Here is a 12,888-nt window from a genome sequence, read left to right on the forward strand (position 1 = left end):
CCGGCGGAATGGCCGGTAACGTTGGCGGTGGTGCCGGCAATATGGTGGGAGCCCGCCGCACGGCCGACTTCCTGTCGAAGTCAACTTCTATTTTAGGCGGTACCTTTTTGGTTCTGTGCCTGCTCGCCAACTTCCTGATCGACAAAGGTCCGCAGGAAGGCAGTGTGATTCAGCGCAGCACCGGCTTTGAGCAGCCTGCTCCGCCAAACCTGCAGCTTCCGCAGGAAACATTACCTGCACCCGCTCCTGCACCGGCGCCGGCTGAAAACAACGGTAATCAGGAATAGCTTTTTTATGCTTTGTTTAAAGCCTTCATTCTGCGGAATGAAGGCTTTTTTCATTTTAACAGTCCGCAAGCGCTTTCGGAGCACCCTCAATAGCGGCCTGAAAAGTGTATATTCGCTCCTTACCTTTGAAGAACAGGGTTCGTTCAGCTTTGCAGTCTGAACTATTCATGCCGTTAAACCCTTCCTGCAGTGCAGATAACAAGTACCGGCCGACCGAACCGGTTACAGACCTATAAAAAACAGACTCAATTTTGCTATGAAAACTACCTGGAAAGGAATACAAGTAAATGCTGAAGGCGACGGCATTTCAACCTCACTCAGCAAGCAGGTGAACCTGCTGGGCGTATTAATCGGTGAAGCCGTGCGCGATCAGGCCGGCCGGGACATGTTTGACCTCGTTGACGGACTGCGGAGCAAGTGCAAAACAGCCTACCTTGAAAATAAAGATGCGCTGCGGGATGAAACCCGGCACATCATCAGCACTCTCGATCTTGAGCGGATTGACTGGCTGCTGCGCGCCTACACCGCTTTTTTCCACATGGTAAACAAGGCCGAGCAGCAGGAAATCATCCGCATTAACCGGCAGCGAGAGCTTCAGGCAGATGCCGGCAAAACCCGGGCGGAGTCCATTTCGCAGGCGGTTGCCATCCTCAAAGCTTCCGGGCTTACCTACGAGCAGGTGGTTGAGGTGCTTCAGAAAATGGATATTCAGCCGACCCTTACGGCGCACCCGACCGAGGCCCGACGGCGCTCGGTACTGCGCATCCAAAACCGGATTTCAAAAGCACTTGGCCGGCTCGGCTCTCAAAAACTCACCCGGGCTGAAGAAGCCGAAGAAATTGACGAGATGTTCCGCCAAATCAAGCTGCTGCTCAACACCGACGATGTACGCAGCACCCGCCTCACCGTTTATGATGAAATCAAAAACGGCCTGTACTTTTTCACCAACGCGATCTGGAAAACCATCCCACTCATTTACCGGGATATGCGTCAGGCCCTGATTGCACATTACGGCAAGGCCCCTGAAATGCCGGTTTTCATCCGCTACCGCTCGTGGATTGGCGGCGATCGTGACGGCAACCCTTTTGTTACGCCAGAGGTGAGCCGCTTCACCCTTCAGGCGCAGCGCAATGCCGTTGTTGAGCTGTATCTCGAAGCACTCAAAGAGCTCCGGAGTGAGCTCAGTATTTCGACACGGCAAATCAGCGTGCCGCAAAAACTTTCGGATGCCATCGAAGCCGACCGCAGCACGGTAAGGCTCAGTCAGGAAATAGAGACTGTTCACAAATACGAACCATACCGCATCCGCATCAGTCAGATTATGGCCAAGCTGCAGCTCAGCTTTCCGCCGGATGATAAAGGTCTGCTGCGCCCTGCCAAGCCCGATGAAGAGGCTTTTGTTTATACGTTTGAGGCCTTTCTGAACGACTTGCAGTTTCTTCAAAACTGCCTGCGCGAGCAAAACTTTGCGGAAATGGCCGACAACGGTTCCATCGCAACGCTACTCATGCAGGTGCGCACTTTTGGCCTTTCACTGGCTTCGCTCGATATCAGGCAGCACAGCTCTGTTTTTGAGCACACCATCAATGAGCTGTTCGCACAGGCCGGCGTAACCGCAAACTATTCCCGCCTGAGCGAAGAAGAGCGCATCAGACTGCTCAGCGAAGAGCTCAAAAACCCGCGGCCGCTCGTACCTTTCAGCACAAAACTGAGCGACCAAACGCAGGATACGATCGACATTTTCCACACCATCCGCAAAACGACGCGGGTTGATCCGCAGGCCATTGGCAGCATTATCATCAGCATGACGCATCAGGTGAGCGATATGATGGAAGTGCTCATTCTGGCCAAAGAGTGCGGCCTATGGCAGCTGGAAGCCGGAAAAGTAAAAAGCCGGATTGATGTGGTGCCCCTTTTTGAAACCGTGGAAGATCTTGAGAACAGTGACAAACTCATGGCACTGCTGTACGAAAACCCGGTTTACCGCCTGCACCTCGAAGCCCTCGGACGCTTTCAGGAAATTATGCTGGGCTACAGCGACAGCAACAAAGACGGCGGCTACTGGATGGCGAACTGGTCGCTGCACCTGGCTCAGGAAAAGCTGGCGAGGGTGTGCCGTAATTATGACATCGACTTCCGCCTGTTTCACGGCCGCGGCGGTTCTGTAGGCCGGGGGGGAGGCCGGGCCAATCAGGGTATGCTGGCCCTGCCGCCGGTCTGCCACAGCGGGCGCATCCGCTTTACCGAGCAGGGCGAGGTAATCTCCTTCCGCTATGCGCACACGCACGTAGCGCACCGGCACATCGAGCAGATTGTGAACGCCATGCTGCGGGCAACCGCCTCCGGACTCGGCTACCACAAGGAGTCAGCCGAGCCGGAAAACGGTGGCTTTTCAGCGGTGATGAGCGAAATAGCAGACCGCTCCATGAATGCATATCACGGGCTGATTCACCATGAGGATTTCTGGAACTGGTACACCTCGGTTACGCCTATCGAGCACATCTCGCGGCTTCCGATTGCATCCCGCCCGGTTTCGCGCAAAACAGGCAGCGAAGTCGATTTCAGCAGCCTGCGCGCCATCCCCTGGGTTTTTGCCTGGACACAGATCCGGCACAACATCCCCGGCTGGTTCGGGGTCGGCTCTGCGCTGAACGAGCAAATCGGGACGCACGGAAAGCTCGAAAAGCTGCAGCAGATGTACCGGGAATGGCCGTTTTTCCGGGTTGTGCTCGACAACGCACAGCGCGAAATGGCACGGGCACATTTTTCAATCGCTCCCTATTACACGAGCCTGAGTGAAATCAGCACCATACCCGATCTCATCCATCAGGAGTTTGGCCTTGCGAAAAAAGCCATCCTTCAGATTACCGGTCAGAAAGAGCTGCTCGATAACAACCCGGTCATTCAGAAATCAATCCGCCTGCGTAACCCCTACACCGATGTACTCAACCTTGTGCAGGCCGAGCTGATGACCCGCTGGCGTGAAAAACCGGAATCAGACGAAGGCGGTGAGCTCCGGTACCTACTTTTCACCAGCATTAACGGCATTGCTGCCGCTATGCAAAGCACCGGCTAAATCGTAGTTTTGCGAAAAATGCTAAAAGGGCGTGAGCATTCACGCCCTTTTACATGGCTTGAAGTCCGTCGAATGTTGCTCATCCGTTTACTTTCGTATATTCAAAATGATCCGGTTTTTTCATACGAATTTTGATTTCATCATCCATTTATGAGCGCATCACAGCATAACCTCAGGCTTGAGGGGGTATATACGGCAATTGTAACGCCTTTTACGGAAGACGGCAGCCTGGATCTTGCTGCTTTCGGAAAACTGCTGGACTGGCAGCTCGAAGGCGGCGTAAGCGGGGTTGTGGTCTGCGGCACAACCGGGGAAAGCCCCACCGTTTCGGAGGCCGAGTTCGTGCAGCTGCTCGATCTTGCCCGCAAAAAGCTCAGCGGCAGGGCCCTGCTGATAGCGGGTACCGGAACCAATTGCACGCAAACTACCATCACCCGCTCAAAGCTGGCCCGCGAACACGGGGCACAGGCCCTGCTGATTGCATCTCCCTACTACAACAAGCCCACCCAAAACGGCCTGCTTGCCCATTATCACGCTGTTGCGGATGCCGTTGATCTGCCCATAATTGTGTACAATGTGCCTGGCCGCACGGCCGTGAACATCACAACAGATACGCTCATCGTACTGGCACGGCATCCTAATATTATTGCCGTTAAGGAAGCAAGCGGCGATATCAATCAGATCATGGATGTGATTCAGCGGGTTCCGCAGCCGTTTACGGTGCTGGCCGGCGACGATCCCATCACCCTGCCCGTGCTTGGCTGCGGCGGCAGGGGAACCATCTCGGTGATTTCCAATGAAGCACCGGCACTGATGGTGCAGATGGTAAATGCGGCACTCAGCGGCGATTTTGAGCAGGCACGTGCCCGGCATTATCAGCTGCTTCCCCTTATGAAAGCCAACTTCTGGGAGAGCAATCCCACCGTAGTGAAAGCAGCTCTCGCCGAAATGGGCCTCATCAAAAACGTGCTCCGGCTCCCGCTTGTACCCATGAGCCCGCGCCTGCGCACCAGCCTTACCGAAGAACTTCAAAACCTGAAACTGGTCTGAACATGATGTTCCGGATCGGTTTTCTTTTTCCCCACACTACTAACTACCCGTTTATGAATCGTACGTTACGCGCCACGATGGCTCTGCTTTGTTTATTTGGGATGATGCAGCTCGCCACAGTTTCTTCAGCCTTTGCACAGCAGGTACAGTCGCCGGAGGCTTTTCTGGGCTACGCCAAAGGGGAACGCCTTACCCCGCATCACCGTGTGATGGATTATGTGATGCATGTAGCTGAAAACAGCGACCGTGTAGTGGCTGAGCCGTACGGGAAGTCGTACGGAGGCCGCAGCCTCGTATTGCTGTATGTAAGCACGCCTGAAAACCTGGCCCGCCTGGAAGAAATCAGAACGAACAACCTGCGCCGCGCGGGTCTGCTGGAAGGGCAGGCTACCGCCCTTGAATCGAAGGCCATCGTGTGGCTGAGCTACAACGTGCACGGCAACGAAATATCCGCTACGGAAGCCGCGCTTTTCACGCTATATGAGCTTGCCACCGGTGATGATACCCATCTTCAGAACACTGTAGTAATCATCGATCCGCTGCTGAACCCCGACGGACGCGACCGCTACGTGAACTGGTACCATCAAACTGCCGGGCGTCAGCCCGATCCGTACCGTGCCTCCCGCGAGCATATCGAACCCTGGCCCAACGCCCGGTCTAACCATTACAACTACGACCTCAACCGCGACTGGGCCTGGCAGGTACAGATCGAAACCCGGCAGCGGATGGCAGCCTATCATCAGTGGATGCCGCATATCCATGCCGATTTCCACGAAATGGGCGTAGATCAGCCGTATTATTTTCCGCCGGCCGCCGAGCCGTTTCATGTTGCCATCTCCGACTGGCAGCGGGATTTTCAGCAGACGATTGGGGAAAACCACGCCCGTCATTTTGATGAAGATTTCCGGATTTATTTCACCCGCGAATTCTTCGACCTGTTCTACCCGAGCTACGGCGATACCTACCCGACCTTTAACGGGGCCATCGGCATGACCTACGAGCAGGCCGGCAACTCGCAGGGCGGCCTCAGCGTGATAACGGCTGAAGGCGACACCCTCACTTTTGCACGCCGCATCCTGAATCAGCATGTTGCGGGTATGTCAACGGTGGAAGTTACCTCGCTGCATTATGAGCGGGTTGCTGAAGAGTTCTTCCGTTTTTTCCGCGATGCCGCGGCAACGCCCTATGCGCCGCACAAAACCTATGTGGTTTCCGGCAACAACAGCGCGGATAAACTCGAGCTGCTCACCAGCTACCTCGATGCCTGGGGCATCAGCTATGGTAAGGCGCCGGAAGTGCGCTCGGTGCGCGCCCTCGACTATCAGTCGCTCGATGAGCGCAACATCAGCCTGAGCAGTCAGGACCTGCTCATCAGCGCGCATCAGCCCAAATCGGTTCTGCTGAACGTGCTTTTTGAGCCCCGCACAACCGTGGTAGATTCCCTCACCTACGACATCACCGCATGGGCGGTACCTTACGCCATGGGGTTGGAAGCTTTCGCGATAGAACGCCGCATTGATCCGGCCGGGACTTTTGCGGTGAGCCATCCCGTAACGGATTTCAGCGTCATGCCCGATAAGCCCTACGCCTACCTTGCCGGCTGGGGCAGCAAACAGGATGCTTTTTTCCTGGCGCAGCTGCTGCAGCACAACATCCGCGTGCGCTTCGCAACGCAGCCGTTCAGCATGGACGGGCAGCGCACCTGGGAGCGGGGCACGCTCATCCTTACCCGCCGCGGTAACGAGAACCTTGGCGACCGGTTTGATACCATCGTTCGGGAGCTTTCGGAAGAACTCGGCCGTGAGCTGGTTGCCCTTAACACCGGACTTGTGATGAACGGCCGTGATTTTGGCTCCTCAAGCGTACCTATGGTGCATGCGCCGCGTATTGCGCTCATCGGCGGTCCGGGTGCTAACCCAAACAACTTCGGTGAAATCTGGCATTTCCTTGATCAGGAGCTGGAATATCCGCACTCCGTTTTTGAGCATACCCACCTGAACCGGGTCGATTTTTCTGATTTTGATGTGATCGTTCTGCCGCAGGGCGGATACCTCAATCAGGTGAGCGGACAGGTGAAAGATGATCTTCGCCGCTGGATTCGCAACGGAGGCCGCATGATTACCTTCGGTAACTCTATCCGTGCCCTTGATGATGGTGATCAGTTTCAGCAGATGCGCGGCATGCCCGAGCTTACGGATGAAGAGCGCACGGCACGGCAGCTGCTCCGCACCGAAGACCGGCAGCGCGATGCCGCCGCGAGCCTGATTACCGGCAGCATCTATTATATCGCCCTTGATAACAGCCATCCGCTTGCATTTGGTTACCCGGAATTTTACTACTCGCTGAAATCAGGCGCAACAGCTTTCGAATACCTGGAGAACGGTTTCAACGTGGGTACCCTGCAAACCGGCGCTCACCGCTCCGGTTTTGAAGGCTACCGGGTGAAAGAACACATAGAAAACTCTCTCGTTTTCGGCGTTCAGCCATACGGGCGCGGGAATATTGTGTACCTTAACGACAACCCCATCTTTCGCGGATTCTGGCACAACGGCGCCCTGCTGTTTGCGAATGCGCTGTTCTTTGTGGGTCAGTAGCACTTCCGATTTATTCAACCAAACAGCATCTCTCCATGGAAAACCCTGAAGCCGAACCAAAATCCTCTGCGTTTTCATCCTGGTATTTTTCGACTTTGTTCGGACTTACTGCGCTCACCGCACTGGCTTTTGCCTTTTCCGGATACGGCTATAACTGGGGCATCTGGGGGCTGAGCACAGCGTTTGCCGTGCTGCGCATCAGCGGATACATGCTGATTGTGTTCGGAATTGCCGGGCTGCTTTCCCTGTACTTTGCCAACCGCAGCCGCAGCAGGGGTCTTCATCTGTCGTACACCCTGCTTACGGTTTTGCTAAGCGTCACGGCCGTTTCGATCGCGCTTTACTGGCAGGCACAGGTTAACAACAACCCGTTTCTGCACGAAGTATCGACTGATACCCAAAACCCGCCTGCTTTTGATGCCATTCTGCCGCTCCGTGCCGATGCGCCTAATCCGCCCGAATTCGGCGGGGATGCGGTTGCCATGCTGCAGCGGGCAGCCTTCCCTGATCTGATCACCATCTACCTGCCTTACCCGAAGCAGCGCGTTTACGACGAAGCAGTTAGTTTGATAGGCGCGCGCGGCTGGGATCTGGTAGCCGGCAATTACGAAACCGGCCTTATCGAGGCAACTGAAAAGCTACCGTGGTTTGGCTTTAAGGATGATGTCGTTATACGGCTGGTTTCCGATAACGGCCGCACCGTATTCGACATGCGTTCCAAATCGCGCATCGGCGGCACTGATCTCGGCGTAAATGCAAAACGGGTACAGCGTTTTATGGCCGACCTGAAGGATAATCTCGCAGACTAAGCCCGCCCCGCTCTGGTATCAGCAAAACTTACTTTTCAGCCCGTATCAGCTTTTGGCCGGTACGGGCTGACATGTTTTACAGAGATAGATGCGCCGGCTGTTCATGGCCGTTTTTTCGATTTCAGTACCGCAACTGTAGCAGGCTTCAGCTTCGCGGGCGAAAACGTAGTGCCGGTAACCGCGCCGCTTTATGCCCGCTGATTTCGCCTGTGCAACACGGGATTCATCGAGGGTTATGCCTTTCGTATCGAAGGCCCGGTTGCTGATCAGCAGGGCGGTTTCCGCAAAATGCTGCAGGCGTGCTTCGCCCAGCTTTGATGGTTTTTCGGAAGGATGAACGCCGCTGCAAAACAGAATTTCCGAGCGCAGATAATTGCCTACTCCCGCAAGAAAATGCTGGTCGAGCAGCAGGCCGGAAAACGCCCGGTTGCTGAAAGTACGGCTCCGGCACTGGTCCAGAACATCCTGCACGGTGCAGCGCAGCACATCAGGGCCAATTGCGCTCAGGTACGGATGGGTTTTGAGAGATTCGGCATCCATCACATCAATCTCGCTTGCACTGTAGAGCAGGGCGGAGTGGTGTGCGGTCTGAAGCTCAAGCCTGAGGCTTCGGGTAGTATCGGGGTACTCTCCGGCCCTTGCAATATACCAGCGGCCATACAGCTGATTGTGGCTGTAGATATGAGCATCGCCCTCAAAAGAAATCACAAGTCCCTTGCCGTAGGCCTGTACATCGAGAATTTTCTTATCGCTCAACTCCCGTTCAAACGGTTTGAGATGCTCGTGATAAAACCAGGTGTAGGTGCATGTTTTTCCGCCAAGTACTTCCCTGATTTTTTGGGCTTCAAGATGAATTTCGGGGCCTTCCGGCATAAATGAATGCGTTTTTGAATGGTTGAGTAAGGATTATGAATCAGCTCAACATTCGGTTAATCAGCCTTCATTCCGTGAAGCGGACCTGCTCACTTTCGGGAAGAAAACCATGAAAGTAGTTCCTTTACCCGGCACACTTTTTACCTCTACATGCCCCCCCATACTTTCAATTTGGTTTCGGGTAATAAACAGGCCAATACCTTTCGAATCATTGTTGCGGTGAAAGGTTTTGTAGAGCTGAAAAAGCTTGTCACCGTGGCGGTCGAGGTCAATCCCCAGGCCGTTATCCTCAATATTAAAAACCGTGTAGGGGCCCTTTACCGTGCTGAAAAGCTTCACATAGCTTTGCTTGTCGGTATCGCGGTACTTAATGGCATTGGTAAGGAAATTCAGCACAATGCTGTCCAGATAAGCCGGCACCCCGTCTACATGCACCGATTCGGGCACAAGGTTAATGATTTCTATTCCGGCCTGCTCTGCCAGAATTTTTACCTGGGTAATGGTTTTGGCAACAATTTTGCCCAGGCTGATCCGATCGAGTTCATTATTGCTATCGAGGGTGAATTTTGCAATTTCCTCCAGATTTGAGATCGTATCGCTCAGGTTTTCTGATACTTCTCCCAGATACGTAAACATCTCACTTTTCGAAAAATCCGGATGATCTTCACGTATCATATCAATCAGACCTTTCAGGTTAGATGTATGTGAGCGCAGGTTATGGCTCACTATACCGGAAAAGTTTTTCAGCTGATCATTCTGACGTTTGGTGAGGGTAATAAGCTGTTCCTGTTCCTGTTCCGTTTTTTTCTGCTGGGTAATATCCTGAACGGTACAAAAAAAGCGTACGCATCTGATTTTATGATATTCTGCCAGAGCAGTACACTTCACCCATTTGGTTCGGCCTTTATATGTTCTGATTTGAATTTCTCTGGTGAGTCGGTCTTTTTTCTCATTTTTCAGACTTTCAAACAGTACATAAATACCATCTTTGCTGTCTGCGAAACTCAGCCTTTCCATGGTGAGCGACAGATCCGGAGCGGAATTACTATCCTCAATAATTTCACGAAACGTTTTTGACCAGTAAGAGCGGTTTTCCAGAAAGTCGTGCTCAAAGAAACCAACCATTGCCATTTCGTTGGTTTGCTGAAGCGCCTCTTTGGTACGCGTGAGCTTGATGCTGGCTTCCTGCTCGTCGGTAATGTTCCGTACCAGCGCGATTACTTCATTTTTCTTGTAGGGAACAATCCGGGCTTCAAAATACTGGACCCTGCCTTTTATCAGCAGCTTATACTCTACAACTTCCAGTTTCTGACTCAGTACTGATTTCCGGATTGCTTCTTCAATTTTCAGGCCGGTGCCGTCGTGCAGCACTTCTGAGACCCGTTTACCGACCATTTCAGCTTTGTCATAAATGAGTTTTTTCTCAGGCTTGTAGTTCACGATATCAAGATACCGGCCGGTATGATCGCAATGGATTACAAGATCAGGCAGGGCACCAACGATTGATCTTTTAAAGCGCTCACTGTTTGCAAAAGCCTCTTTGTACGACTGTCGTCTTTTTTTGTCGGATTCTGAGGTGTCTTTAATACCGATAATCATTGAAAGAGCGGTTTTATTTTCCCGCTTTCTCAACATTACGTGCACAAACCGCTCCATCAGCAAGCCGGATTCATGGCTGAAAACCAGCTTATCTATAACCGGTATGTTTTCGGTCTGAAATGCTGCGTAATCTTCCCTGAGTTTTTGCGCAGCTTTGCTCATGTTCCGCGAAGAGATTTCTTCGAGATCGGCAGCTCTCGGGCTCAGGTAACAGTCGTTCTCATACAGATTTGGAAAAAACACAATCCCGCCTCCTCCGAAATCCATAAGGAAATCGAATATTTTTTTATCGTCTTTGAGCAACTCAAAAAAAGCGGATTCAGCTTGTGCCTTCATACTAACATGGCTGTTTTAAGCCGGGCTTGTGCTTTCTTTCCTGCATAAAAGCAGCTCAAAAGCCGGCGTTTGTGCTTTAACGGTGCAGGTAAACCAGCTTTTTAAATGCGTTCCGTAATTCAGATGGCGGCTTGATACCACCCAAAGTGTACCCCCTTTTTTCAGCTTTTTCGCTGCCTGCTTAAACAGGGACAGGCTCACTTCAATGTTGTTCTCATGTTCAAAATGGGCCGGCGGATTGGTGAAAATCACATCAAAAAAATCAGACGGAAACATATCAAGGCCGTCATAGTGGTGCACCATTGCGGCCTCACCCAGATTGAGTTTAGCTGACTCGCAGGCAAGAAAATCATCATCCAGGGCATGGATTTCAGCATCATCCGTATGCTTCATCATCTGCACAGCTTTGGCAATAATGCCATTGCCGCACCCCATATCCAGGATTGCACGTTTCGTTTCATCAAGCTCCAGATGCGACAGCAGCAGATTTGTTGCCTCATCAACCTCGCCGGAAGAAAAAACACCGTAATACTGCTGTAAGGTAAGCGTATCGGTACCATCCTGCCTGAGTTGTTCCGGAAGTTTCCAGCTGATTTCCTTTCGCAGTTCATCAAAGGGTGATGCTGCACCTGCCGTATTAAAAGCTGATTCAAGCGGCTTGCTAAGCTTCAGGAGCCTTGCTTTCTTATGAGCGAGGCTTTGCTCAACACTTCCAAAGTAACGGCGGCTGATCTCAAGCATCTGCGGGGTGAAATGCCGTGTCATAAACCCGGCAAAAACCTGCTGACTGCCGCCATCGCCTGCATGCAGCGTTATATGGCGCAGGTACAGCTCAAACAGCTCCATTGATTTCGGAACCTTCATCAGTACCAGGCTGAATGTCTCTTCTGATTTCTGAAGAGGCGTTAACCGAAGGCTTTCATCAATGCTGAGGTTATTCTGACTGAAATTCTGACGCATTGCTTTATCCTGACTGCTGTAGTTTACAATGCTCCGGGGTTTCCAGCTGTGCAGCACGGTGCTCAGAAAGCCAAAGCGGTCGTGGTACAGGGCTATTGTAAGCTCAGAAGCTGTAAACTCAGCCTGCTCGCGGTACTCGTTAAATTCTTTCAGCAGCAGTTCGTCGGCAGCGCTCCAGCTTCGAAGGGAGCGGTTCGTGGTTTCAGGGTAACGCTTAAAATGCCAGGTCTTACCCTCGTTTTGAAATACAGCCATACACAGATTAAATAATGATATTCGAATAATTGCGTAAGTTACTATTCCTGAACTTTCAAAACGAATTTATTCTTGTTTCGCTCAGATCTGCCGGATACTTCCAACTTTGCTGACTGCTAATTCTTTTTTTGTGTGTGATGCCTCGTTTAATTTCCAACTTTTTAATCTAAACCACTGATACGCAAACGATAAACAGAATTCCGGACGACTTTGCAAAACTCAGAAACCATCGCCCGGAATCCTGTTTATTTATCTGAGCTGCTTTACGGGTGCAGCTGAAAAGCTTCGAGGTACTTATAGCCGTTTCCGGTGTTAAAAAGCACAATGCGTTCCTCTTTAGATACGGTACCTTTTTCGAGCAGCTGCATCATGGCTGCAAAAACGGCTCCGCCCTCCGGTGCCGGAAATATCCCGGTGAGGCGGGCCATTTCATTGCTGTAGTGCATCATGGCTTCATCCGTAACTGCAACTGCCGCACCCCTGCTCTCGCGGATGGCACGCAGCATCAGGAAGTCGCCCACGGCTCCGGGTACGCGCAAGCCGGAAGCGCAGGTTTGGGCGCCCTGCCAGAACTCGGCATGCTCTGTGCCCTGCTGCCAGGCCCGTACAATGGGTGCGCAGCCGGTAGTCTGAACGGAAATCATGCGCGGACGCTCCGGGCCAATCCAGCCGAGCTGCTCCATTTCATCGAAGGCTTTCCACATGCCGATCAGGCCTGTTCCGCCGCCTGTCGGGTAAAAAATGACGTCGGGCAGGCTCCCGTTAAACTGCTCAAATAATTCATAGCCCATCGTTTTTTTGCCTTCGAGCCGGTAAGGTTCCTTCAGGGTAGAGACATCAAACCAGCCTTTTTCCTCCTTCAGCTGACCAACCATTTTCCCGCAGTCGCTGATGAGTCCGTCAACCAGTACCACCTCAGCGCCGGCTGATTCACATTCCTGCCGGAAAGCAAAGGGCGTATCTTTCGGCATAAAAATATGGGCAGGCACACCGGCGAGGGCACAGTAAGCCGCAAGGGCCCCGCCTGCGTTTCCGGCTGTTGGGATGGC

Annotated in this window: 9 protein-coding genes; 5 read left to right on the top strand and 4 right to left on the bottom strand. The window is 52.6% G+C overall.

The window, feature by feature from the left end; translation table 11 throughout:
- From secG to LAT75_RS13060, 5 genes are all read left to right on the top strand, one after another.
- Positions 1-287 (top strand): preprotein translocase subunit SecG (gene secG, locus LAT75_RS13040; protein ID WP_291483115.1); only part of this gene is annotated, 287 nt, incomplete at its 5' end.
- Positions 288-543: 256 nt separating this feature from the next.
- Entirely contained in the window at positions 544-3,363 is a 2,820-nt protein-coding gene (gene ppc / locus LAT75_RS13045; protein ID WP_291483116.1) for a phosphoenolpyruvate carboxylase, read from the top strand.
- Between the two features lie 150 nt (positions 3,364-3,513).
- Complete coding sequence (gene dapA, locus LAT75_RS13050) at positions 3,514-4,413, top strand: 4-hydroxy-tetrahydrodipicolinate synthase (protein WP_291483117.1); 900 nt, start codon at positions 3,514-3,516, stop codon at positions 4,411-4,413.
- 53 nt (positions 4,414-4,466) lie between these two features.
- Positions 4,467-7,007, top strand: coding sequence for a M14 family metallopeptidase (locus LAT75_RS13055; RefSeq protein WP_291483118.1), 2,541 nt, complete (start codon positions 4,467-4,469; stop codon positions 7,005-7,007).
- A 35-nt stretch (positions 7,008-7,042) separates the two neighbouring features.
- Complete coding sequence (locus LAT75_RS13060; RefSeq protein ID WP_291483119.1) at positions 7,043-7,816, top strand: DUF1499 domain-containing protein; 774 nt, start codon at positions 7,043-7,045, stop codon at positions 7,814-7,816.
- 45 nt (positions 7,817-7,861) lie between these two features.
- On the opposite strand, the gene nei is transcribed toward LAT75_RS13060, so the two are convergent.
- From nei to LAT75_RS13080, 4 genes are all read right to left on the bottom strand, one after another.
- On the bottom strand, positions 7,862-8,689 hold the full coding sequence (nei, locus tag LAT75_RS13065; protein WP_291483120.1) for an endonuclease VIII: 828 nt from the start codon (positions 8,687-8,689) through the stop codon (positions 7,862-7,864).
- Between the two features lie 60 nt (positions 8,690-8,749).
- Entirely contained in the window at positions 8,750-10,624 is a 1,875-nt protein-coding gene (locus LAT75_RS13070) for a PAS domain-containing sensor histidine kinase (protein ID WP_291483121.1), read from the bottom strand.
- A 15-nt stretch (positions 10,625-10,639) separates the two neighbouring features.
- Positions 10,640-11,839, bottom strand: a complete 1,200-nt coding sequence (locus LAT75_RS13075; RefSeq protein WP_291483122.1) for a methyltransferase — start codon at positions 11,837-11,839, stop codon at positions 10,640-10,642.
- Positions 11,840-12,102: 263 nt separating this feature from the next.
- Positions 12,103-12,888: threonine synthase (locus tag LAT75_RS13080; RefSeq protein WP_291483123.1), on the bottom strand; the 786-nt coding region annotated here is incomplete at its 5' end.

The sequence above is a fragment of the Cyclonatronum sp. genome (genome assembly GCF_022565315.1).
Classification (GTDB): Bacteria; Bacteroidota; Rhodothermia; order Balneolales; family Cyclonatronaceae; genus Cyclonatronum.

What these genes read in the sequence shown, in the direction of transcription:
- LAT75_RS13060 (WP_291483119.1), top strand. Translation starts at nt 7,043, where the DNA reads ATGGAAAACCCTGAAGCCGAACCAAAATCCTCTGCGTTTTCATCCTGG.
- LAT75_RS13070 (WP_291483121.1), bottom strand. Translation starts at nt 10,624, where the DNA reads ATGAAGGCACAAGCTGAATCCGCTTTTTTTGAGTTGCTCAAAGACGAT.
- dapA (WP_291483117.1), top strand. Translation starts at nt 3,514, where the DNA reads ATGAGCGCATCACAGCATAACCTCAGGCTTGAGGGGGTATATACGGCA.
- ppc (WP_291483116.1), top strand. Translation starts at nt 544, where the DNA reads ATGAAAACTACCTGGAAAGGAATACAAGTAAATGCTGAAGGCGACGGC.
- LAT75_RS13055 (WP_291483118.1), top strand. Translation starts at nt 4,467, where the DNA reads ATGAATCGTACGTTACGCGCCACGATGGCTCTGCTTTGTTTATTTGGG.
- nei (WP_291483120.1), bottom strand. Translation starts at nt 8,689, where the DNA reads ATGCCGGAAGGCCCCGAAATTCATCTTGAAGCCCAAAAAATCAGGGAA.
- LAT75_RS13075 (WP_291483122.1), bottom strand. Translation starts at nt 11,839, where the DNA reads ATGGCTGTATTTCAAAACGAGGGTAAGACCTGGCATTTTAAGCGTTAC.